Annotated in this window: 25 protein-coding genes; 8 read left to right on the top strand and 17 right to left on the bottom strand. The window is 64.6% G+C overall.

Annotation, left to right across the window (positions count from 1 at the left end; genetic code table 11):
* Positions 1 to 64 precede the first annotated feature (64 nt).
* Entirely contained in the window at positions 65 to 1630 is a 1566-nt protein-coding gene (locus U5768_RS20455) for a sulfatase-like hydrolase/transferase (protein ID WP_322032221.1), read from the bottom strand.
* Positions 1631 to 1664: 34 nt separating this feature from the next.
* Positions 1665 to 2993 (bottom strand): MFS transporter, encoded by a 1329-nt coding sequence (locus U5768_RS20460; protein WP_322032266.1) that lies wholly within the window; start codon positions 2991 to 2993, stop codon positions 1665 to 1667.
* A gap of 189 nt (positions 2994 to 3182) precedes the next feature.
* Between U5768_RS20460 and U5768_RS20465 the strand changes: the two genes are divergently transcribed.
* Positions 3183 to 4166 carry a LysR substrate-binding domain-containing protein gene (locus tag U5768_RS20465; protein ID WP_322032222.1) on the top strand — a complete coding sequence of 328 codons (984 nt, stop codon included), beginning with the start codon at positions 3183 to 3185 and terminating at the stop codon, positions 4164 to 4166.
* 330 nt (positions 4167 to 4496) lie between these two features.
* On the opposite strand, the gene U5768_RS20470 is transcribed toward U5768_RS20465, so the two are convergent.
* From U5768_RS20470 to coxB, 4 genes are all read right to left on the bottom strand, one after another.
* Entirely contained in the window at positions 4497 to 5822 is a 1326-nt protein-coding gene (locus U5768_RS20470; RefSeq protein WP_322032223.1) for a ferredoxin reductase family protein, read from the bottom strand.
* 96 nt (positions 5823 to 5918) lie between these two features.
* The gene (locus tag U5768_RS20475; protein ID WP_322032224.1) at positions 5919 to 6257 is read right to left on the bottom strand and encodes a hypothetical protein; all 339 of its coding nucleotides are present in this window, start codon (positions 6255 to 6257) and stop codon (positions 5919 to 5921) included.
* Positions 6254 to 8791, bottom strand: a complete 2538-nt coding sequence (gene ctaD / locus U5768_RS20480; protein ID WP_322032225.1) for a cytochrome c oxidase subunit I — start codon at positions 8789 to 8791, stop codon at positions 6254 to 6256. The genes U5768_RS20475 and ctaD overlap by 4 nt, the downstream gene beginning before the upstream one ends.
* Positions 8788 to 9513, bottom strand: coding sequence for a cytochrome c oxidase subunit II (coxB, locus tag U5768_RS20485; RefSeq protein ID WP_322032226.1), 726 nt, complete (start codon positions 9511 to 9513; stop codon positions 8788 to 8790). The genes ctaD and coxB overlap by 4 nt, the downstream gene beginning before the upstream one ends.
* A 21-nt stretch (positions 9514 to 9534) precedes the next feature.
* Here coxB and U5768_RS20490 point away from each other — a divergent pair, with 21 nt between their 5' ends.
* Positions 9535 to 10047, top strand: coding sequence for a DUF2231 domain-containing protein (locus U5768_RS20490; protein WP_322032227.1), 513 nt, complete (start codon positions 9535 to 9537; stop codon positions 10045 to 10047).
* On the opposite strand, the gene U5768_RS20495 is transcribed toward U5768_RS20490, so the two are convergent.
* The 4 genes from U5768_RS20495 to U5768_RS20505 all read right to left on the bottom strand — a co-directional run bounded on the left by U5768_RS20495 (position 10011) and on the right by U5768_RS20505 (position 12201).
* The gene (locus U5768_RS20495; RefSeq protein ID WP_322032228.1) at positions 10011 to 10523 is read right to left on the bottom strand and encodes a CopD family protein; all 513 of its coding nucleotides are present in this window, start codon (positions 10521 to 10523) and stop codon (positions 10011 to 10013) included. The two genes, U5768_RS20490 and U5768_RS20495, sit on opposite strands and share 37 nt — an antisense overlap.
* Entirely contained in the window at positions 10520 to 11245 is a 726-nt protein-coding gene (locus tag U5768_RS20500) for a cytochrome c oxidase assembly protein (RefSeq protein WP_322032229.1), read from the bottom strand. The genes U5768_RS20495 and U5768_RS20500 overlap by 4 nt, the downstream gene beginning before the upstream one ends.
* Positions 11246 to 11498: 253 nt before the next feature.
* Positions 11499 to 11693: a MipA/OmpV family protein gene (locus tag U5768_RS31980; protein WP_415913945.1), complete on the bottom strand. Its 195-nt coding sequence runs from the start codon at positions 11691 to 11693 to the stop codon at positions 11499 to 11501.
* Between the two features lie 46 nt (positions 11694 to 11739).
* Complete coding sequence (locus U5768_RS20505; RefSeq protein WP_322032230.1) at positions 11740 to 12201, bottom strand: MipA/OmpV family protein; 462 nt, start codon at positions 12199 to 12201, stop codon at positions 11740 to 11742.
* A gap of 194 nt (positions 12202 to 12395) precedes the next feature.
* On the opposite strand from U5768_RS20505, the gene U5768_RS31985 reads away from it, so the two are divergent.
* From U5768_RS31985 to U5768_RS20525, 5 genes are all read left to right on the top strand, one after another.
* On the top strand, positions 12396 to 12872 hold the full coding sequence (locus U5768_RS31985) for an FAD-dependent oxidoreductase (RefSeq protein ID WP_415913946.1): 477 nt from the start codon (positions 12396 to 12398) through the stop codon (positions 12870 to 12872).
* A gap of 48 nt (positions 12873 to 12920) precedes the next feature.
* The gene (locus tag U5768_RS31990; protein WP_415913947.1) at positions 12921 to 13457 is read left to right on the top strand and encodes a hypothetical protein; all 537 of its coding nucleotides are present in this window, start codon (positions 12921 to 12923) and stop codon (positions 13455 to 13457) included.
* Positions 13361 to 14251 (top strand): aldo/keto reductase family oxidoreductase, encoded by an 891-nt coding sequence (locus tag U5768_RS20515; protein WP_322032231.1) that lies wholly within the window; start codon positions 13361 to 13363, stop codon positions 14249 to 14251. Before U5768_RS31990 ends, U5768_RS20515 begins: the two co-directional genes overlap by 97 nt.
* Positions 14252 to 14509: 258 nt before the next feature.
* Entirely contained in the window at positions 14510 to 15421 is a 912-nt protein-coding gene (locus U5768_RS20520; protein WP_322032232.1) for a LysR family transcriptional regulator, read from the top strand.
* Between the two features lie 164 nt (positions 15422 to 15585).
* Positions 15586 to 17310, top strand: a complete 1725-nt coding sequence (locus U5768_RS20525; RefSeq protein ID WP_322032233.1) for a tetratricopeptide repeat protein — start codon at positions 15586 to 15588, stop codon at positions 17308 to 17310.
* A 64-nt stretch (positions 17311 to 17374) separates the two neighbouring features.
* Here the strand turns inward: U5768_RS20525 and U5768_RS20530 are convergent, their stop codons facing one another.
* The 7 genes from U5768_RS20530 to U5768_RS20560 all read right to left on the bottom strand — a co-directional run bounded on the left by U5768_RS20530 (position 17375) and on the right by U5768_RS20560 (position 21761).
* Positions 17375 to 17872 carry a GAF domain-containing protein gene (locus U5768_RS20530; protein ID WP_322032234.1) on the bottom strand — a complete coding sequence of 166 codons (498 nt, stop codon included), beginning with the start codon at positions 17870 to 17872 and terminating at the stop codon, positions 17375 to 17377.
* Between the two features lie 166 nt (positions 17873 to 18038).
* Entirely contained in the window at positions 18039 to 18299 is a 261-nt protein-coding gene (locus U5768_RS20535; RefSeq protein WP_322032267.1) for a hypothetical protein, read from the bottom strand.
* Positions 18300 to 18395: 96 nt separating this feature from the next.
* Positions 18396 to 19100 carry a glutathione S-transferase N-terminal domain-containing protein gene (locus U5768_RS20540; RefSeq protein WP_322032235.1) on the bottom strand — a complete coding sequence of 235 codons (705 nt, stop codon included), beginning with the start codon at positions 19098 to 19100 and terminating at the stop codon, positions 18396 to 18398.
* Positions 19101 to 19275: 175 nt separating this feature from the next.
* A complete protein-coding gene (locus tag U5768_RS20545; protein ID WP_322032236.1) occupies positions 19276 to 19587 on the bottom strand; it encodes a cupin in 312 nt (103 codons plus the stop codon).
* A 46-nt stretch (positions 19588 to 19633) separates the two neighbouring features.
* Positions 19634 to 20407, bottom strand: coding sequence for a hypothetical protein (locus U5768_RS20550; RefSeq protein ID WP_322032237.1), 774 nt, complete (start codon positions 20405 to 20407; stop codon positions 19634 to 19636).
* A gap of 125 nt (positions 20408 to 20532) precedes the next feature.
* Positions 20533 to 21255, bottom strand: coding sequence for a dienelactone hydrolase family protein (locus U5768_RS20555; RefSeq protein ID WP_322032238.1), 723 nt, complete (start codon positions 21253 to 21255; stop codon positions 20533 to 20535).
* Positions 21256 to 21341: 86 nt separating this feature from the next.
* Complete coding sequence (locus tag U5768_RS20560) at positions 21342 to 21761, bottom strand: secondary thiamine-phosphate synthase enzyme YjbQ (RefSeq protein ID WP_322032239.1); 420 nt, start codon at positions 21759 to 21761, stop codon at positions 21342 to 21344.
* Positions 21762 to 21961: 200 nt separating this feature from the next.
* Here U5768_RS20560 and nfsB point away from each other — a divergent pair, with 200 nt between their 5' ends.
* The gene (gene nfsB, locus U5768_RS20565) at positions 21962 to 22612 is read left to right on the top strand and encodes an oxygen-insensitive NAD(P)H nitroreductase (RefSeq protein WP_322032240.1); all 651 of its coding nucleotides are present in this window, start codon (positions 21962 to 21964) and stop codon (positions 22610 to 22612) included.
* Positions 22613 to 22697: the final 85 nt, after the last annotated feature.

Genomic DNA, 22697 nt, shown 5'->3' on the forward strand with positions numbered 1-22697 from the left:
GTGCCCGGAATCAGCAGGATATTGGGCGAGCGCCATCGGCGTGGCTTCGGGACGTCGCCGGCCTTTACCACACCCCATAGAACACACCAGCATTCTTGTACTGGTGCGTGCCGCGTTCGACGTCGTCATGGGTAGCCGTGGTGCGATTGCGCAGTCCGAGGGACCAGGCGAGCAGGCGCTCGCGCATGGCTTGGCGCACGTTGTCAAACGCAGGATCGGTGCCGAGGTCGATGAATTCTTCGGGATCGTTGTGCAGATCAAAAAGCTGCGGCTCGAAGCCGTCCCAATGGATATATTTCCACGCGTCGGTTCGCACCATCCAGCCGCGGCAGGCGTCGGGGCGGCGGCCGAGGATCTGGCGCGCCTGCCGATAGGCGTAGTCAAGCTCGGAGTAGACCGCATCTCGCCAGGGCGCTTGCGTTGCGGCGTTGCGGGTAAGCGCAAGCAGTGAGCGGCCTTCGATGCGGTGACCGGGAACCCGCATGCCCAGCGCGTCCAGCAGCGTGGGCACGGTGTCGATGGCTTCGACGAAGCGTGCGTCGCTGCAGCCGCGCGTGGCGTCGGCCTCGGGCGACGGATCGTAGACGATATACGGCACGCGCTGCACGGTGTCGTAGAACAATTCTTTCTCGCCCAGCCAGTGATCGCCGAGGAAGTCGCCGTGGTCGGCGGTGAAGACGATGAGCGTGTCCTTCCACCGCCCGAGCCTGTCCAGCGTTTCCCACAGGCGCCCAAGATGATCGTCGAGCTGGCTTATCAGGCCCTGGTACGCGGGCCGCACCTTGGCGATGACCTCGTCGCGCATGAAATTGGCGCATTCCTCCTGCTGGAAGTAGGCGCCCGTCACCGGATGCGGCGCCTCGCGCTCACGTGAAGCGCGCCGCACCGGCAGGCATTGGTCGAGTGTGTATTTGTCGTGGTACGGCGCAGGCGCCATGTACGGCCAGTGTGGCTTGACATACGACAGGTGCATCGCCCACGGCGTATCGCCCTGGTGTTCGATGAAGCGGATGGCCTGATCGGTGGTATAGGCTGTTTCGGAATCGGCTTCGTGGACGCGCGCGGGCAGGTGCGCATTGCGCATGTGCCAGCCACTGACGATGCGGCCCTGTTCGTCTTCGGCCGAGATCACGAAGTCCGTCCACGGATCGTCGCTTGCGTAGCCGCGCTGGCGAAGGTATCCGGCGTAGCCGCCGGCGGGTTCGGCATGGTGGCCGTCGTAACGGTCGACCAGCGTGAAATGGCCTTCGCGCAGCAGCGCGCCGAGCGCATTGCCGCCGTCCAGGTGCAGCCGCTTCAGACCGTGGTTGTCCGGCATCATGTGCGTCTTGCCAACCAGCGCCAGCTTCATGTCGCGTGCCGCAAGGTATTCGCCTAGTGTGATTTCGTCGATCGACAGTGGCACGCGGTTCCACGTCGCGCCATGGCTGGCCACATAGCGCCCGGTGTAGAACGACATTCGCGACGGACCGCACACACCTGACTGCACGAATGCACGCTCGAACTTCACGCCGCGACGGGCCAGGCTGTCGATGTTGGGTGTGGCCAGGTAAGGATGCCCATAGCACGACAGGTGGTCTGCGCGCAGCTGGTCACACATCACGAAAAGCACATTGCGGATCGATGACATCGTAGGAATCCGAATTAAAAGCAGAGGGCGATATTCAACGCGACGTCGTGCCATTGCTGGCTAGTCGCAACCCGCTCGCACGGCGCGCCATGTCCGGCATTGGCCACAACGCGACGAGGCCGACAATCATGGCTGCCGTCACGAAATAGGCGGGCATCATCTTGTCGCCGGTTACGCTGATGAGCCAGGTGACGAGAAAGGGCGAGAAGCCGCCGAACAGAGTCGTGGCCACGTTGTACGAAATCGACAGGCCCGTCGCCCGAACCTGTGCGGGAAACAGTTCGGCCAGCGCGGTCGATGCAGGGCCCAGCGCCGCGGCCATCAGCACCGCGAACACGACCTCGGTCGCGAGCAGTCTCGGCAGGCTCGGCGCGGCCACGAGCCAAACGAACAGCGGATAAATGCACAGCACGTATAGCGCCATCGAGGCGCCCATCACCGGTTTGCGTCCTATGCGATCGGACAGCAGCCCGAACAGGGGAATCAGGATCATGCGCAGCGTGCCGGTGACCATCAGCACGATGAACGGCGCGGATACCGGCAGCTTCAACTGGCTCACCGCATAGACCGGCAGGTACACATTGAGCACGTATTGCGCGACCGAACTGGCGACGACGAGTCCGAACGCGATCCATAGCGCCGGCTGGTGCTCGCGCCAGACGGCGGCGAGTGTCGAGGCAGCCTTGTCGGACAGGGTGGCGTTCGCTGCGTCGTCGTGACAGACCGGCGTTTCGTGCAGCCGCGTGCGGATATAGAAACCGACCGGGCCGATCAGCATGCCGAACAGGAACGGCACACGCCAGCCCCACGCATCGAGTGTGCTGGCGCTCAGCCCGCGCGTGACGAGAGCGCCCATCAGCGCGGCTGTCACCGCGGCGACGAACTGGCCGAAGTTCTGCCAGCTTCCATAGAAACCGCGCCGGTGAGGGGGCGCGTATTCGATCAGCATCGCAGTGGCACTGCCGAACTCGCCGCCGGCCGACAGGCCCTGCAGCAGTCGCGCCAGCACCACGATGACCGGCGCGGCGATGCCGATCGTCGCGTATCCGGGTGTGAGCGCCATCATTGCCGAGGACAGCGTCATCAGCAGGATCACCAGCGACAGCGCGGCCTTGCGCCCGGCACGGTCGGCGTAGATGCCGAGCAGGATGCCGCCGATCGGCCGCATCAGGAACGCACTGCCAAAGGTGGCGGTGGTCAGCAGCATCGATACGGTCGGGTTCGACGAAGGAAAGAACTGCCGCGCGATGATCACCGAGAGGAAGCCGAAGACGATGAAGTCGTACCACTCGAATGCGTTGCCGATGGTGGCGGCGACGATCGCCCGGCGATTGGCGCGGGGCAGGGCGGGCATGGTTGGCATCGCGGAATCCTCCAGGTGGCGGCCGGGCTCGCGGGCGGCCGGCTGCCATGTCTCGTGTCTGTATTGTTGTCGCTGCCAGCCGGGCGCTCGGGGCTTTCCGGGTGGAGTGCGATGACGATTGTGTGGATTTACTTCGTAACCGTCCAATGAGATATTGCCTTCAAATCATAAAATAAAGGTTATGAGTCGATGGGTTCCGCAACTTCCGGCACGTCTACCGATACTTCGCTCGAACGCAGTGCGATCGACAGCTATTTTTTCCGCCAGTTGAAGCTACGGCACCTGCAGTTGCTCGTGGCACTCGCCGATCGCCAGACGGTCGGCAAGGTCGCCGACGCGCTGCACGTGACGCAGCCCGCTGTCTCGAAGATGCTCAACGAGATGGAAAAGGGTATCGGCGTGCCGCTGTTCGAGCGCGATGGCCGCCGCATCCGGCCCACGGCCTACGGCGAATGCCTGATCCGCCATGCGCGCGAACTGCTGCTACAGGCGCAGCGCGCCAGTGAGGAACTGCATGCGATGACCAGCGGCATTGGCGGCCGCGTCGAGGTGGGCGTGCTGTCGGTGGCTGCGCCAATCCTGATACCGGCGGCCGTGGCGCTGTTCAAGCAGCGCTCGCCAACCGCTACGGTGTGCCTGCATGAAGGCACGCTGGATCAACTCGTGCCGGCGCTGCGCGCGAACGAGCTCGATATGATCGTCGGGCGCCTCGCGCGTGGACTGGCAGCGCCGGAATTCACCAGCGAGCCGTTGTTCGACGACCCGACAGTCATCGTGGTCGCGCGCACGCATCCGCTGGCGGCCCGCAAGCGCCTCAAGTGGGCCGATCTGGCCGGCCTGGCGTGGATCGTGCCGAGCGCCGGCGCCCCGATGCACCAGCACCTGCTATCGGTGCTGGAGACACACGGCGTGGAAACGCCGATCAACATCGTCGAGTCGGTGGTGATCGACGCCAACGTGGGCATGCTGCAGTCGTATCCGGTGCTGGGCCTGTTGCCACGCTCGCTGGCGCGGCATCACGAGGAGAGCGGCGCGCTGAAGATCCTGCCGTTGAGCCTCGGGGCCGCGCTCGGCCCGGTCAGCACCACATGGCGCGCCGATGCCGACGACACGCCGGCCACCGCGCTGTTTCGCGCCTGCTTGAGTGAAGCGGCAAAGGTGGCGCGGATTTGACGCAATCGGTGGCGCCACGTCGTCCGCAGTCTGCGGAAAGTCTTGCGCACGGGTGGCTCTTTTTGAGGGTTATATGACCTTTGAGCCATTCCGTTCCGGTTCCATAAAATCTATTCATCTTCCGTAGCCGCACAATAGTCGGGCGGCCTGCGAGGCTGACTCACTGCTCTCGTACGCCAGACCCTACGGCCACGCATTGCCGCGCGGCATTTCAGCGTCTAACGTGTGGACATCACTCGTATAAGGGCAAAGAGAAGCGACAACACAACCACAATGACGCCCGTCGCAACCACAAGGCGATTGGCGAACAGTCGACGCATCGCGAATCTCCTAGACGAAGCTGTAGCGTTCGGAGTGGTATCGGGAAAGCGGCACTTTCATTTCGCCGAGCGCGGACTCGATGGCATCCATCATCGGGTCTGGGCCGCAAATGAAATACTCGTGATCGGCATACTCGGGTGGGAGATGACGCCGGAACAATGCCGCATCGATGCGACCGGTGTCCCCATCCCAACCAACGGGCGGATCAGTCAGCACGTAGGCAATGCGCAGATCGAGGCGAGTCTTCAGGGTTTCCAGCTCTTCACGGAACGTGAGCGAGTCCCAGGTCTTCGCGCCGTACAGCAGCACGAGCGGACGTTTGTCGCCGCGATCGGCAAGCGTACGGATCATGCTCATCATCGGCGTGATGCCGATACCGCCCGCAATCAGCACATGCATATCGGTTGGATTGCCGATCGTGAAAGCGCCATACGGGCCGTCGAGATACACACGCTTGCCGACGGGTATCCTGCTCACTGCACTCGTGAAGTCGCCGAGATTGCGAATCGTCATTTCAACGCGTCCGTCCGGCGCCTCGGCGCTCGACGAGAAAGAGAACGGGTGTCCGGTGATCCTGAATGGCCCGCTCCACACGGTTAGCCAGCCGAACTGCCCCGGCTTGAAGCGCCAGCCCGCGTGTCCGTCGGGCAGCATCACGAGCGTCGTCGTGTCGCCGCGTTCCGCGCGCACCTCCGCGATCCGGTAGGGTCGTCGCAGCATGAAAAGCGGCTTGAAGAGGCGCACATAGAGCAGCAGTAAGAGCCAGAAGACCGCCAGGCAGATCCAGAGCGTCCGCTTGAATGGATCGGTCAGGTAGAAGCCCCAGCCGATCATGTGAAGCATGCCCGCGCCGATTGCAGTCAGCGCCAGCACGATATGCGACAGGTGCCATATCTCATAGCGGATTTTCAGTTGCCTGCGCCATAGGGCGGTAATCACGAGAACGATGAGCGAGCCAATGGACAGGACAGCGAACCAGGCACCCCAGGGAACCTCACTGAGCGATTCCGGCATCGCGACCGATTCGGAGCGAATGGCGACCAGAATAAGCGGATGAACGATGACGAGGCCGACTGCCAGCAAGGATACCCGTCGATGAAAATGATAGATGACGTCCTCGCCCCACGGTTCGGTCACATGACGAAAGCGCGCGGTCAGACCAAATTGCAGCCCCATCATCGCAAGTCCCGAGTAGCCGAGCGCAACTGAAAACTCAGTGCCGAAGTTTCGCGCGGGCGGCAATGTGCCAGCAAGCAGCGCGAAGAGCGGGGCGAGTATGAACAGCAGATAGATAGCTGACCAGATGGCTTTGCGTATAAGGTCGCGAGACTGCATGCAATACCTCCGTAATCCGGCAGCGAAATAAACGGGCGTCTCGCTGTGCAGCGTGCCGTTGCGAGCGGGAAAGGCCGCGCGTTGCTCGTCTGCCGTTCAGATGCACGTGGTGAGCAGAAGTGCAGGGCCAAAGGTAATGACAGTCGCAGCCAACGCCGAGATCAAAGTCCAGATGACGACCGTGTGCATGAATGTGCCGATGCGCTCGGGACCGGGGTCGCGCCGCGCGGCGGCGCGATAGCGCCATAGCCAGCCGATAGCGATCAGATGCAGGAGCAGTACGATTGCGAGACTCGCGCGTAGAGGGCCCGCGGCCCAGCCGAATGCGCAGCCGATTGCGTGCAGCGCGTAAAGAACGACCAGCGCGAGACACCAGACGGTGAAGCCCGCCGCGAGCCACCACAAGCGACGGGGCGAAAGCGGGCGCGCGCTCATGGTCTCGCCCCGAGCATGCCCACGAGGCCGGGCAGTGCGAGCACGAGGCCCAGCGCGATGATGGCCGTCGCCAGTGTGTAGTCGATCCACAGGCGCGTGAGGCGCAGGTCCGTCAGCCGTCGTGCGGAAATAAATCCGGCGCGAAGGCGCAGCACATTGCTGATGAGGAACAGCAGGCCGATACCCGCGTGTATCGCGACATACGTGAGCAGCGCGGCAGCCGTCGCGCCGAGTGCATGTTCGCGAGGGTTTGGCGTGACCCCGTTGATGAGCGCGACGGCAGCGGCCAGCGCGACGGCGAGCGTCAGCATGGTGAGGGCAATCGTGCTGTATGGCTTGCGTTCGCTGGCGGCGGCGCGCAGCGAGCCTCGCGCCGCCGCCGCTGCGGCGGCCAGCGCGGCAATCGTGGCGGACGCGAGCAGGCGGCTGGGTTGCGGCGTGACCGCGGCCTGCCAGTTTGGCGCGGCGATCCACAGATAGAACGTGCCGAACACGAGCGACGTAAAGAGCGTGCCGTTCGCGACCAGCGTGCAGGTCAGCGCGAGCCAGGCGGGCGCGCCAGGCACTTCGGTGTGCGGCGGAACACTCACGCCGCGGCCGACCGGCAGCGCGCCATAGTCGCGCGCGAGCCCGGCGCTCTGTCCTGCGTAGATGAACAGGCCGAACGTTACAAACGCGAACGCCAGTGACAGCAGATAGAACTTGAACAGCATCGCGAGCACGGCCGCGCAGGTCACGAGCGCGGTGACGAGCGGCAGATAGGTCGCGCGCGGCAGCACGATCAACTGCTCGGGCTCGCCGGAAGTCATGTGAACGCCTAGCGTTTCCTGCCAGCCGTTGCGCGTGAAGCCAAGATAGCCTTCGCCGCGCGCGAGCGAGGTCGCCAGCACGCCGGGCGCAACACCTTCCGTTTCGGCATCGACACGCGGGATCGAGGCGAATGCGTACGGTGCGGGCGGAATCGGCATGGCCCATTCGAGGGTGGTAGACGCCCATGGGCTGCGGCGCACGCGCCGGCCGAAGCGCACCTGGACGACGATGTCGATCACGACCAGTGCGAAACCGATCGTCATCACGAAACTGCCCACCGACGACAGCAGATTGAGCCAGTTCCAGCCCTCGTCGCCGCTGTACGTATAGATGCGCCGCGGCATGCCGAGCAGGCCGGTCAGGTGCATCATGAAGAACGTCATGTTGAAGCCGATGAAGACGAGCCAGAAGGCCGGCACGGAAAGTCTGTAGACGGCCGTGCGTCCGGTTAGCAAAGGCAGCCAGTAATAGAACGCGGCGAGCATCGGAAACGCGAGTGCGCCTGCCACCACATAGTGCATGTGTGCGACGACAAAGTACGTATCGTGCGCCTGCCAGTCGAATGGCACCATCGCGAGCATCACGCCGGTCAGGCCGCCTGCCGTGAACACGAAGAAGAAGCCGAAGATATACAGCATCGGCACATCCCAGCGCGGGCGGCCGTGTGACAGCGTGGCTAGCCAGGCAAAGAACTGGATGGCGGTCGGCACCGCGACGATCGCGGAGCCGGCCGAGAAAAACGCCAGCGCGAGATGCGGTATGCCCACCGTGAACATGTGGTGAACCCAGATGCCGAAGCTCAGGAACGCGAGCGCAATGATCGCGACGACGATAACCCGGTAGCCGACGAGTGGCCGTCCGGCAAAAACCGGGATGATGGTGGACAGCACACCCGCCATCGGCAGGAAGATGATGTACACGTCCGGGTGCCCGAACAGCCAGAACAGATGTTGCCAGAGCAACGGGTCGCCGCCGCGCGTCGGATCGAAAAAAGGCAGGTTGAAGGCGCGTTCCACCTCGAGCAGGATCGAGCCGAGAATGAGTGGGGGAAAGGCCACGATCATCATCATCGCGGTCACGAGGATATACCACGCGAAGATCGGCATGCGGTCGAGCGACATGCCCGGCGCGCGCATCTTGAGGATCGAGACGACGATTTCCATGGCGAGCGAAAGCGCCGAGATTTCGACAAACGTGATCCCGAGCAGCCAGACGTCTGCGTTGATGCCGGGCGTGTAGACGTTCGAGCTGAGCGGCGTGTACATGAACCAGCCGCCGTCCGGCGCGCTGCGCAGGATCAGCGAGACGCCGAGGATCGTGCCTCCCAGCAGATAGCACCAGTAGCCATAGGCCGTCAGCCGCGGAAACGCGAAGTCGCGCGTGCCGAGAATCTTTGGCGTGAGGTACACCGCGAAGCTCTCCACCATGGGAATGGCGAACAGGAACAGCATCATGGACCCGTGCATCGTAAAGACCTGGTTGTAGGTCTCGACGTCCATGAAGGCGGCGTGCGGCGTGGCGAGCTGGACGCGCGTGAGCATGCCGAGCACGCCCGCGATCGCGAAGAACACGAACGAGGTGATCATCATGCGCATGCCGAGGACCGTGTGATTCACGGCGGCAAGCTTCTGCCAACCCGGCCCGGTAGCCCAGATCGCCGTGAGCTGGCGATGCAGCCGTAGCGCGCTCATGCCCTCTGAATGCGGCTCGATGGGCACACTCATTTGTTCACCTCCCCGGCGGTGGCGGCGTTTTTGACGGCGGCGGAAAAGTCTTCAGGACGGTCGACGACCACGGCGAAATGCATCCGGGCATGGCCGATGCCGCAAAACTGGTTGCATTGGCCAGCGTATTGGCCCGGGTGATCGGCCTGGATCCGCAGCCGGTTCTCGTGACCCGGCACGGCATCGATCTTGCCCGCGAGGCGCGGAATCCAGAAAGCGTGCACGACGTCCTTGCTGGTCACGACCATGTCGACTGGCACGCCCGCTGGCATATGCAGCACGTTTTCGGTTTCCACGCCGCCCTGGTCCGGATAGCGGAAGGTCCAGCGCCATTGCTGCGCAATCGCTTCAATGCGCATCGGTGCCTGCGTGGGCAGCGGCAGCAGCCGTTCGCCAGCGAGCAGCGCATAGCCGATCAGCGGGATCAGGACGATGGCAGGCAGCACAAGTCCGCCGAGCACGATCCAGCGCATGGGCGACACCCGCGAGCCCCAGCCTGGACGCCGGATCACCATGAAGAACAGGACGAGCACCATGGCGAACAGCACCGCCGCCCCGGCAAGCATGACCCACCAGAGCCCGGCAATGGACGCCGCGGCGCGGCCTGACGGGTCCAGTGTCGACAATGGACCGGCGCAGCCCGACATGCCGGCGGCCGCGAGAAGCCATCCTGCTTGGACCGCTGCGCGGGAGCGCCTATGATGGTTTGCGGCGACATTCATTCGACGCGAGGAGCTTCCATCATGGCAAAGCAGGACGACACCGGAGCCGAAGCCAGGAGCGAAGTGCTCCTGGAGTTGCTGCGACTCGATGCAGGTTCGGCTGTTGCATTCGTCGGTCATCCGATTCACGTGATGATGGTGCATTTTCCGATCGCGTTCGTCGTCGCTACCCTGGGGGTGGACGTCATCTACTGGTGGACGGGCGATCCGTTCTGGGTGCGGGCGGGTCTGTGGGCCGCCGGGTTCGCGTTCTGGAGCGGCGTGTGCGCGAGTGCCGTCGGCACGGCCGAACTGCTGCTCGTGCGCGGCATCCGGCTGCGCGAGGCAAGCTGGTCCCATGCGGTGGCCGCCATGACGCTCGTTGCCATCGCGGGCGCCAATTGGGGCGTGCGTCTCTTCTTTCCCAACGAGGTTTTGCCGCATGGGCTCGCGCTGTCGGCACTGGCCTCGGTGATGACGGGCTTCGCCGGCTGGCATGGAGGCAAGCTCGTCTTCGATCATGGCGTGGGTATTCTCGTGTCGCCGAAGGACTGATGCAGCCATCGGCCAAGGCCGCCGGGTTCGAACAGATGCGAGGCGATCAGGGTCGAGTCGATATGCGGCTTGGCCAGCACGACCCAGATGATCGCAACGATGACGACAACGTAGGCCGTGGTTAGCGCGATCTCCGAGAGCCGGCTGAAATGTCCGTTGGGTGAATAGAGTTGATGAAGCACGAGACCGGCCACCACGTGCAGCATCGCCATGATGCCGACCAGCACCATCTTCGCGGAAAACCACTCCACGAACGTAGCCTGCAGGAAGATCAGTGCGGTGCCGCTGGCGATCGCCACGAAAGCGGCAGGCGAGGTCAGTTCCACATAAATCAGCCGTGTGACGCGGTGCAGCCGGTCGAGATCGGCGGTGGCCGTAAGCGCCCGGCGCTGCCCGAACAGGAAGGGTAGCGCGATGAGGCCGCCCGACCAGATGGCAATCGCGCCCAGATGAATGAATTTGAGAACGGTCGTCACAGATGAGGCACGCTGACGCGCAGTCCGGACCAGACGATCCGCAGTCCCGCGATGAGATAAGGGACCATTGCGAGCACCCACATCAATAGACCGGCTAGTTGTTGATCGGCGAGCGGAGTCAGTCCCCAGGCAGCCGTGGTTTCGAAATGCACGGCATACAGCGGTACCGGCGCGAATACGATCAGCGCGCCGAGTAGACCCATGTGCCCGATGGTCGCGACGAGCGCGATCAATGCGGCGCCTGTCTGCACGGACGGCGCGAAGATGCCGCGCCACATCAGCCAGGCGCTTCCAAGCAGCGTGATCTGCATGAGCCAGTAAGCGGGGACCGTGGAAAGTCCCCATGCGTAGAGCCCCGGCGCATGCCAGAGCCAGATGAAGCACGCATGCGCGGCGACGACCGGTGCGAGCGGCGGATTGGCGAGACGCGGCATCGGGAAAGCAATGGCGAGTAGCGGCGCAACAGCCGCGATCAGAATGATGTGATGCGTCACGCGCGCCGAAAACAATGCCGAAGACAGGGCGCAGAGTGGGGAAACGAATATGACGGCCATCAGTGCGATCGCTGCCCAGCCCGCTCGCGCATTGGCCGACCGGCCGCGCGCGACGACGAACGCGAGCGCAGCAAGCGCCCCGAGTAGCAGTGGGTCCGTATTCCAGCGTATCCAGAAGCTGGCGGGGACGCTCGCAGGGCCACAGTAAGCAACCGGAAAATTTTGCATGGCGCAATCTCTTCGGCTAGTCCGGATTCAGTCCCATGCGCTGAGCGCCCTGGAGCGGGAACCCGAAGCGTTGTCGGGACGGCTCACGATCTTGTTGACTGCAGAACCACTGTAGCTCAAATCGCGCGTTCACGTCTTCAGCCACGAACGCGGCGGCCTTTAAGGATTACTAATGACTGGCACATACACAAAAAACGTTTGCATTCTTCAGAAAAAGTCACAGAAAGGATCAATCACACCACGCCAATAACTTCTAGAACGCATAGCTGCAAAACAGGCCGTACGATATCTGGCTGGTTTTTTCCGTGATTGGGCTATCGGTTGCATCACCGCGCAGCCATCCAAAGGCGATGTTTGCCCCGATGTTCCAGTGCGTGGCGAACCGGTACACGCCGCCAATCGAGAAACGCAGCTGATTGATTCCGGAGCTTGCGGAGAAAACAGGCAACCCGGAGCGGCTGCTCTGTTCGGAATTTACGCCAAAGTAGGTCTCGTTATACTGGCCCGCTCGCCCACGTAAATCCGGGGCCAGCGGTCAGTGTAAGTCCAGCCAGCGGTTCGTATTTCGCGAGAACATCGAACGTGATCACTGCCCCGCGATCGTTGCCCGCGATGTCGGTGAGTACGCTGGCACGCGCTGCAATGAATTGCCGCGAGTAGACGCCGAACAGCTCAGCATGCGCTGTGCGCTTGATGTCACCGAGGCCATTGAGTCGGGCGTCGTCGGATTCACTGCGTGGTTCGATGAAATCGTACGTGAGCGCGACGCCAACCCGCCAGTTTGCGTCACGGTAGAGGTAAGCGCCGAGCGAAACAAGCGACGCCGCATCTGGATTGGCGCCAATGAAGAAGCGGTCGTAGCTTGCGGAAACCAGAGGAACGGCCTCCCATTTGGTCCCACTCGCGACCGGAAACTTCGGCATGTTCACAACGCCATACCCAGTGGGAAGCGGCATGGACTGGGGGAGCCAGGAGTTGCCGCTTGGGCCGCCGCTGGCTCAAGCGCATAGAGACTCTCCGAGAGACCGAGCGGCCTCGTGCATGAGATCCCCACGACGAACATCGGACGCCGCCCAGGCGTCCACACGTTCGTCCGTGCGGTTCTTCATCTGGGGAACGCTCCGGTCGAACATCGACTAAGGAGCCGTGCATGCACAATCATCATTCCCATCTGTACGACGTCGTCATTGCCGGAGCCGGCCCCGTTGGCCTGTTTCTCGCCTGCGAACTGCGCCTGCGGGATCTCCCGGTCCTGGTGCTGGAGCGAGCCCAGGCGCCGCATTCTCCCTTGAAGCGCCTGGCGTTCGGAATGCGCGGCCTCTCGGCCCCCACCCTCGAAGCGCTCTACCGTCGCGGCTTGCTGGACGAAGTCATCGCCATGCAACGCGCCGATGATTCAGCCCGCGAGGCCGTGGTGCCCGCACACTGGATGCAACACTGTCCTTGGCGACGCACAGGCCGGTCTGCTCGACAGCTATTCGCTCGAACGGCATCCGGTGGGAGCAAGCGTTCTCGATTGGTCGCGCACGCAGGTCGCGCTCATGCGGCCCACCCCGAGCACGCGCGCCCTCGCAGCGATTGTCCGGGATCTCATCGAGACACGGGATGGCGCGACGTATTTTGCTGAGCGCGTAGGGGTGTTTCGCTTCGCTACGATCTCGGCAGCGGTCATCCGATGACAGGTCGTAGCGTTCCCGATTTCGAGCTGGTCGACGGGACGAGAGTCGGCAACTGGCTGCGCGACGGGCGGGGACTCCCGCTGGACTTCGATTCGGGCGCATCGCTTCGGGCGCTGGCGAGCCGTTGGCGGAAGCGTCTCAATTACGTCGCGACCGATGCCAAAGAGCGGCAAGGAGTGCGCGCCGTATTGGTGCGTCCCGATGGGTTCGTCGCGTGGGCATGCGAAGACGTGCCCGACGATCAGGAGTTCGCCATTGCCCCGTCGCGTTGGTTCGGGGACCCTGAGGGTGCTGGCGAACCCCGTGGAGCGATTGCTTCCTGCAGGGAGGGGATCCTGGTGTGCGTTCTTTTGCACAGCCCGTGCGGACTGGGCCGGATTGTCGCGCTGCGCGTCATTATCGATACTGCAACCATTCCCTTTTCGCGGAGAACGTCATGCCCCAAACGACTGGCCATACTCCTGGACCCGCCGATACCTTTGTGTTCGCGGGACGCACTGTTGGCCGCATGGGCTACGGCGCCATGCAGCTAAGCGGCCCAGGCGTGTTCGGGCCGCCGAAGGACCGCGCGCAAGCCATCGCGGTCCTGCGTCTGGCGCTTGAACTCGGCGTGAACCATATCGACACGAGCGACTTCTATGGCCCGCACGTAACAAACCAGATCATCCGCGAGGCGCTACATCCCTATCCGGCCGATCTCACTATCGTCACGAAGGTCGGCGCCGTGCGTGACGACAAGGGCGCGTGGCTGGCTGCACAGGGTCCCGCAGACATCGAACGCGCAGTGCACGACAATCTGCGCAATCTTGGCATCGACGCTATCGACGTCGTGAATCTGCGCATCATGGGCGATGTGCACAAACCCGCCGAGGGTCCGGTAGAGCCACAGATGGAGATGCTCGCCAGCCTGCGCGAGCGTGGGCTCGTGCGCCACATCGGCGTGTCGAATGCGACCGCGAAGCAGATTGACGACGCGGAAAAGATCACGCCTATCGCCTGTGTCCAGAACCACTACAACCTCGTACACCGCGACGACGATGCGCTGATCGACGCGCTGGCGGCACGCGGCATCGCTTACGTGCCGTTCTTTCCGCTCGGCGGCTTCACGCCGATCCAGTCGACGGCGCTCTCGCAAATCGCGCACTCGCTCCATGTCACGCCAATGGCCGTCGCGCTCGCCTGGTTGCTGCACCGTTCACCCAATATCCTGCTGATTCCAGGGACATCTTCGGTGGTTCACCTGCGGGAGAACATGGCGGCGGCCACGCTCACGCTTTCCGCCGAGGTGTTAGGGCAACTCGACGCCATAGGTAAGGCACAGGCGTAAGCGGCGTGGCGCGCGCGCACGGGGTCCCCGATGCGCCCTCCACGCGGTACGCAGCGCCCGCTGCTTACCTGTTGACGCGAATCCGGCGATACGGCGCTCGCTGTTTGCCGCCGGCTGCCGTTTCCCCTGATCACATGGCGCAATAACTGGCTTGCGGCAGTATCGGTGTTTCCAATTGTCCGATAATTCGTTCTGATCGGATTCCCCTGTGCGTAAAATCGAACAACGAGTGAGAACTACGCGAAGGGAACCATGCCGATGGAAATGAACGATCTGGCCGCTTTCGTTTCGGTGGCGCGCGCGGGCGGGTTTCGCGACGCGGCGCGTGCTGGCGGCGTCTCGGCGTCGAGCCTGAGCGCGGCGGTGCGCAGGCTGGAGGCGAAGCTGGGGCTGCGGCTGTTGAACCGCACCACGCGCAGCGTCGCGCCGACCGAGGCGGGGCAGCGGCTGCTCGAATCGATCACGCCGCTTTTCAGCGAGCTGGAAGCGGCGCTCGACGTGCTCAACGGCTACCGCGAAAAGCCCGCGGGCACGCTCAAGCTCAACGTGCCCGCGAGCGCGGCGCGCACCATTCTCCCTGGCGTGCTCGCGCCGTTTCATCGCGCGTATCCCGAGATTCGGGTGGAAGTGGTGGTGGAGGATGGTTTCGTCGACGTGCTGCAGATCGGTTGCGACGCCGGTATCCGCTACGACGAGCGTCTGGAGCAGGACATGATCGCGCTTCCCATCGGCCCGCGCGTGGAGCGCTTCGCGGCGGTCGCTTCGCCCGCGTATCTCGCGGCGCGCGGGCGGCCTGAACATCCGCGCGAATTGCTGGAGCACGCTTGCCTGCGCGTGCAGTTCGCGGGTGGCGCGATGCCGCTGTGGCAATTCGAGCGCGCTGGCGAAGTGCTGCGCCTCGACCCGCCCGCGCCGCTCGTCGTGCGTCCCGGCGCGGCGCTCGATCTGCTGATCAACATGGCGCTCGACGGCGTCGGCATCGTGTATCTGTTTGAAGAGATGCTGTTGCCGCACATCCGAAGCGGCGCGCTCGTGCGCTTGCTCGAAGACTGGGACGTCTCGTTTCCCGGCCCATTTCTCTACTATCCGGGGCGGCGGCACCTGCCCGCGCCGCTGCGCGCATTCGTCGATTTCGTCAAGGCGAACACGTCAGACGTTTCGGCATCCTGATCAGGGTCGAATCGTTCCTGCCGCCCGTTCGAATGACGTGGGGGCGCGATTTCGGAATTTGCCAATGGCCGGCTCTATGAGACGGTCGTAGATTAAGAGGTTTCGCGCCGCAAGCGCTTTGCCTTTCCGCTTTGCCCTCCCGCTTTGCCCTCATGAGAACGCCGATGAACACGTCCGCCGCCCACCCACAGCCCCTAGACGCCGCCTGGCACGCCGCCTGGCATGAAGCGCTGGCGGCGCACACGGAAGGCCGGCACGAGGCCGCGCTCGGCGCGCTCGAACGCGTGCTGCACGCCCAGCCTGCCCACGCCCGAGCGCTGGAACTGGCTGCCCGTACGCTCGCCGGCGGCGCGCCCGACCGCGCGGCCGCGCCGTTTGCCACGCCCGACGCGCAGGCTCAAGCGTACCGTGGGCTCGGCGCGTGGCTGTACCGCCGGGGCCGCTTCGCGGCCGCGAGTCACGCGTACCGGCGCGTGCTGTCGATTCGCCCCGACGACATGTCCGCGCGCGCCGATCTTGCCCTGGCGCTGATGAACGACGGCTGCGCCAACGAAGCCGAAGCCGAGCTTTCGCGCGCGCTGGAGATCGACCCGCATCATCCGGGAGTGCTGTTCAACCAGGGCCTGCTGATGTGGCGTGTTGGCCGTCTTGCGCAAGCCGAAGCCGCGTATCTCGCGGTGCTCGCGCAGCATCCGGATCATGTCGCGGCGTGGAACAACCTGGGCCTGCTGTACAAGGAGATGAACCGCCTGCCGGAATCGGAGGCAGCGTGCCGGCGCGCCCTCGCGCTCGACGACTCTCATCCGGAAATCCACAACAATCTTGGCAACGCGCTGTGGCAACTCGGCCAGGTCGAGGCGTCGATCGAGCCGTATCGGCGCGCGCTCGCGCTGCGCCCCGACTATGCGGCGGCGCGCGTGAACCTGGCGTTGCCGCTGCTGCGTCTGGGAGCGTACGAGGCGGCGTGGCCGTTGTACGAAGCGCGTCACGAACCGTCGATGGGCGAGGGCGGCGTGGCGCGACCGCCCGTGCCGTATCCGCAGTGGCAGGGCGAAGCGCTCGCGGGCAAGTCGATTCTCGTGTGGCCCGAGCAGGGCCTCGGCGACTGTCTGCAATTCTGCCGCTACGTGCCGATGCTCAAGGCGCTCGGCGCGGCGCAGGTGAGCATCGCCTGTGCGCCGGCACTCGCGCGGTTATTCGAAACGCTCGCGGGCGCCGACCGGGTGATCGCGCTCGACGGGCGGGGCATCATCGAGCGTCACGACTTCTGGTGCCTGACCATGAGCCTGCCGCTGCGCTTCGGCACCACGGTCGCGTCGATTCCGGCGCGCGTGCCGTATCTGCATGCGAACGAAGCTGCGGCGCAGGCGTGGCGCGCCCGGCTGCCCGCCGGGGCGCTGAAGGTCGGCCTCGTGTGGGCCGGTAATCCGAGCGAGGACAAGGCGGGTTCGCACGCCATCGACCAGCGCCGCTCCCTCGACGCGCGCGCATTCGTTCCGCTGCTGCGCACGCCGGGCGTGACCTTCGTGAGCCTGCAACTCGGGGCGACGACGCGACCGCAAATCGCCGGACTTCCCGCCGCCCTGCGCCCGTTCGACCCGATGGACGAAGTGCGCGATTTCGCCGATACGGCGGCGATCGTCGCGAATCTCGATCTCGTGATTACCGTGGATACCTCGATGGCGCACCTGGCCGGCGCGCTCGGCAAGCCGGTGTGGGTGCTTTCGCGCTACGGCGCGTGCTGGCGCTGGCTCGGGGACGGGGACGACTCGCCGTGGTATCCCACCGCGCGGCTTTTCCGTCAGGGCGCGAACGGCGCGTGGGACGATGTTCTGCGGCGCGTGGAGGAGGCGCTCGCCGCGCGGGCGCGCCACGCTGGCGGCGAATAACGCGCAAAGCCAGCGCCTTGCGCGCTTCGCCGCAACGTCGGTTCAAGGTCGCTTCAACGCCGCTTCAACGTCGCTTCATCCCATACTCGACGAACGTGCGGCACAGCAATTCCATGCCCTTCGCGTCTTCTTCGTCGAAGCGCGCGAGGTGCGGGCTGTCCACGTCCCATACGCCAAGCAGTTCGCCGTCCGGCGTGACGAGCGGCACGACGATTTCCGACTGCGATGCAGAATCGCAAGCAATATGTCCCGCGAAGGCGTGCACGTCGGGCACCACCTGCGTTTGCCGCGTAGCCGCCGCCGTGCCGCATACGCCCTTGCCCAGGGAAATGCGCACGCACGCCGGTTTGCCCTGGAACGGGCCGACCACGAGTTCGGTGCCGTCGAACGAATAGAAACCCGCCCAGTTCAGACCATCGAGCGAATGAAACACGAGCGAAGCGAAATTCGCCGCGTTCGCGATGACGTCGGTTTCGCCTTCGATCAGCGAGCGCGCCTGCGCGGCGAGCGTTTCGTAGAGGGCGGGTTTGTCGGAGGGGAGAATGTCGGGAAGCGAGAACATAAGTCAGTCGATCAGGATATGCGCCGGTCCAGCGAAAGGCGCGGTGAGCCAACCGGGAGTTTAGGCGAGATCGGGCGTTGGCAGGAAATCGCCCGGGGGCTGACGCGTTTTCAGGCACGCTTGCGCATCGGGACAGACTGGTGGCGCCCAGATTCGCGGCGTCGCCTTACTCGCCTTCGGGAATATCCAGCGCCTTGCGCTCGCGCCGTTCCTCGTTGCCGCGCCGCGCGCGCTGGCGCTGGCGCGAAAGCACGGTGATGATCTGGCCGGTGGTGGCGTCGGCGGGGATTTCATTGCGAATCACGTTCGCCACCATCGGCAACCCCTTGCGCTGGCGGCGCAGCGCCTGCGCGATTGCCTGGCGGCAGGCTGGCCCGTGGCAGTCCCATTCGTCGCGCAGTTTTCCGCAATAACGGCAGGTTTCCATGCGTTCCAGTTTACCCAAAATCCACCGCTGATTTCGGGGCGCGATCAGAGGCCGCTGCTCCGGCGAAGCGAGTGCCACGGTCGCGCGCGATGCGCGTCAGCCGCGCGCCGGAATGTTGAGCCCGCGCTCGACCGCCGGCCGGGCGACGAATGCCGCGAGCACGCGCGCGACGTTCCTGAAATCGGCGTAGCCCACGAGGTCGCCGGCTTCGTAGAAGCCAACAAGGTTGCGCACCCAGCCAAACGTGGCGATATCGGCGATGGTGTACTCGTCGCCCATGATCCACTTGCGCCCCTCGAGGCGCTGATCGAGCACGGCGAGCAGGCGCCGCGATTCGGCGACGTAGCGGTCGCGCGGACGCTTGTCCTCGTACTCCTTGCCCGCGAACTTGTGGAAGAAGCCCACCTGGCCGAACATCGGTCCGATGCCGCCCATCTGGAACATGACCCACTGGATCGTTTCGTAGCGCGCCGCGCCTTCGCGCGCGAGGAAGCGGCCGCATTTGTCGGCGAGATAGATGAGGATCGCACCCGACTCGAAGAGCGCGAGCGGTTCGCCGCCCGGGCCGTTCGGATCGAGGATCGCCGGGATCTTGTTGTTGGGATTCAGCGAGAGAAATTCCGGCGACATCTGGTCGTTCGAGTCGAAGCGCACCAGATGCGGCTCGTAGGGCAGGCCGCTTTCCTCCAGCATGATCGACACCTTGACGCCATTGGGCGTGGGCAGCGAATAGAGCTGGATGCGCTCGGGGTGCAGCGCGGGCCACTTGCGGGTGACGGGAAATGCGGAAAGGTCGTTCATGCGAGGTCCTTGAAGTCCTTGAGGTCCTTGATGTCCTTTAGCGCCGGCGCGAGCCGTGCGAAGCGCGCGACGGCTCGACCGGGAAACCGGATGCGAAGTGAAGCTGCCCAGTTTAGAGGAAAGGGCGCGCGCCGTGTTTTCGCCGCAAGCCGCGGGCTTTCGTCGCTTTCGCGGCTTACACGCTGCCTTCGCGCTCGACCACGAGAATGCGGGCTTCGCCGCGCGGATGCGCGACATGCTCGCAGCCCACGCCCGCGAAAAACACGTCGCCGGCTTCGAGCACGGCGACATGTTCCGCGCCGCCTTCGCGGTAGTGCATGTCGACCACGCCGTCGAGCACGGCGAACACTTCCTCGCCGTCGTTGACGTGCCATTTGTACGGCTGGTCGGTCCAGTGCAGGCGTACGGTGGTGCCGTTCATGTTGGCGATGTCGAGCGCGCCCCAGGGGCGGCCGGCGGTGAAGGTTTTCGAGCGGATGACTTTCATGGGATTACGGGGTTCGGCGTGAGTGTGCGCGGCGGCGGGACAGCGCTCAAGGATTCGCCGGGATGGATTTCGCGAGGCTGAACAGATTGAGCGGCGCGACGCGAATCAAGCCGCCGCGCGGGCTGTCGATATCGGCGATGAGCGTGAGCGAAAGCGTCACCGTAATGGGCAGCACGAGCAGCAGCACGCGCCGGCCGACCTGGCCGTGCGCGCCGTAGCCCTGCATCACGTTGCTGAAGATGGCGATTGCGACCATCAACACCCACGCGGCGACGGGAATGCGATTGATCCAGGCCGCCTGCGTGTAGCCCTGTGAGTTAATGACGTCGTTCATGCCGCCGACCACGAGCGCCATGACCGGATTCGGTTGCGCCTTCGCGGCGTCGCGCACGTTCGCCCAGAGCTGCGTCTGAAGCTCGCCGGTCGTGCGATTGATCTGATCGATACTGGCCGCGTCGCGCGCAACATAGAACTGGATGCGCGCCTGCACGTAGCGCGCGAGCAGCGCCTTGGTCTGCGCCGCGCCCTCCGCGCCAAGCAGTTCCGCGCGCAGATACTCGGTGCCGATCGCGTTGGCTTCTTCCTCTTCCAGGTTTTTGCGCTGGTCGTAGCGGCTCACGGCCATCGAAAGCGTGAAACCGATCAGGAGCGCGAGCAGCGTGAGCGTCGCGCCCTGCACGATCTTGTAGTTCTCGCGCGCCTCCTCGGCGAGCGGGAAGCATCGGTGCAGCAGGCTCGTGCCCAGCCAGGCGGCAAGCGGCAGCACCACGATCAGCACGACGAACAAAAGCGCAGGGCGCTGGAGGATGAGCGGCGTCATGAAGTCTCCGCGAGAGCGTGAGAGGGACGAAGGCGCTGCAATGCAAAAAGGCGTCGCCCGTGCGAGACAGGGCGACGCCGATTCTACGACAAATCCGGGCGCGAACGCGGCCCGCTGCCGGCGCTTCAGCTCGCCGCGCGTTGCGGCCACAGCGTGCGGCCCCAGAACGTCAGCGAGCGGTCCCACGCGAGTTGCGCCCAGACCGGGTCGTACTGCGTGATGGCGATGCGGGTCGGGCCCACGGCGGTCTCGTTCGCGAACGCGTGGTGGGCGAGATAGCGATGGAATTCGACGTCCACGTTGGCGTTCGTGAGCTTCGTTTCGAGTTCCGCCACGGTTTCGATGCTGAATACCTGGTCCTGGGTCGCGAAGTGGCCGAGGATGGGCGCGGTGATCTTGCTCGCGTCGATGTATTCGAGCGGCGGGAAGCCGTACCACACCACGGCGCCCGAGAGGCCCGGGACCATGGCGGCCGCGAGCAGCGTGAGCGCGCCGCCCATGCAGTAGCCCGTCACGCCCACGCGGTCCGTGAGCGTCTTCAGATAAGTGACCGCGCCGTAGACGTCTTGCGAGGCTGCGTCCGCGAAGTCGAGGCCCGTCATCAGATGGTGGGCCTCTTCCTGTTCCACCGTGGTCTTGCCGCGATAGAGATCGGGCACGAGCGCGAAGTAACCGGCCTGCGCGAGCCGGTCGGCCACGCCGCGAATCTGGTCGTTCAAGCCCCACCACTCCTGGATCACGACGATGGCGGGCGCGCCCTCGGCTTTTTCCGGCCGGGCGAGATAACCCTGGAGCGACTGGCCGTCAGGGCGGGTGAAGGAAATCATGGAACCGGCGGACTGTTTCATCTGGAGCAACCCCTGGTGAGTCGGTTGAACGAAAGTCGCAAGCATAGCGCTTGCGTACGGGATTTGTGTGCACGCACCTGAGGTGCTTATTCGCCGATCAGATGCAGCACGATCTCGCGAGTGTGCGCCGCGCGCCGATGTTCGAACACATAGATGCCCTGCCACGTGCCCAGCACGGGAGCGCCGTGCTCGACCGGAATCGAGAGCTGGGTGTGCGTGAGCGCCGTGCGCAAATGCGCGGGCATGTCGTCGGGGCCTTCGGTGTCATGCTCGTAGCGCTGCGGGTTTTCGGGTGCGAGCTGCTCGAAGTAGCGTTCGAGATCGCGGCGCACGGAGGGATCGGCGTTTTCCTGGATGACGAGCGACGCGGACGTGTGGCGGCAAAAGAGGGTGAGCAAGCCGGTGGCGATACGCTGCTCGCGCACGAACGCGCGCACTTCCTCGCTGATTTCGACGAGCCCGCGCGTGCGCGTGCTGACTGGCAGATGATGGATGGCCTGGCGCATGATCGCTGTTCTCCTTGCGGGCCGCGATGCGACGCGCGGCTGGTGCGTTGCGCGTACGGTGTCGCGGCAATATCAGTCTTCAAGCATAGCGCAGGGGCGGCTTGCGCGCAGACCGCGCCCGCGGCCGGCGCGCGATGCTGGTACGATGTGCGCCTTGCCGGCCGCCGCCAGGGCAGGCCGCACACGAAGGAGAAAACCGCTTGAACCTCACCCGCTTCGCAAAAGCCCGTCACGCCACCAAGGCGTTCGATCCCGCCCGCAAGATTCCCGCCGCCGTCATCGACGAGTTGAAGGAATTGATCCGCTTCAGCCCGTCGTCGGTGAACTCGCAGCCGTGGCATTTCGTGCTGGCGGAAAGCGACGCCGCACGCGCGCGTATCGCGAGGGGCATGGAAGGTTTCGCATACAACGAACCGAAAGTCATGCGCGCCTCGCACGTGATGGTGCTGTGCGTGCGCACCGACATGGACGAAGCCCACCTCGCCGAAGTGCTCGCGCAGGAAGAGGCGGACGGCCGCTTCGCCAATGCCGAAGCGAAGTCGGGCCAGGAAAAGACGCGCTCGTTCTACGTGAACCTGCATCGCGAACGCAACGACCTGCCCGCGTGGATGGAGAAGCAGGCGTATCTCGCGCTCGGCACGCTGCTGATCGGCGCATCGACGCTCGAAATCGACGCCTGCCCGATGGAAGGCTTCAACGCCCAGGCGCTCGACGCGGAACTGGGCCTGCGCGAGCAGGGCCTCGCCGCGCTCGTGGTGATCGGCCTCGGCTACCGCAGCGCCGACGACTTCAACGCGAAGCTGCCGAAGTCGCGTCTGTCCGCGGCTTCGGTGTTCACCGACCTCGGTTGATTCGCGAGGCGTCTCGCTGTGAATCGCCGTGAATCGCGGCGAGACCTGCCCGAAGTTACGCAGAAGCCGCATGAGGAGCATTCGT

The organism is Paraburkholderia sp. J76 (genome assembly GCF_905220295.1).
Lineage (GTDB): Bacteria > Pseudomonadota > Gammaproteobacteria > Burkholderiales > Burkholderiaceae > Paraburkholderia.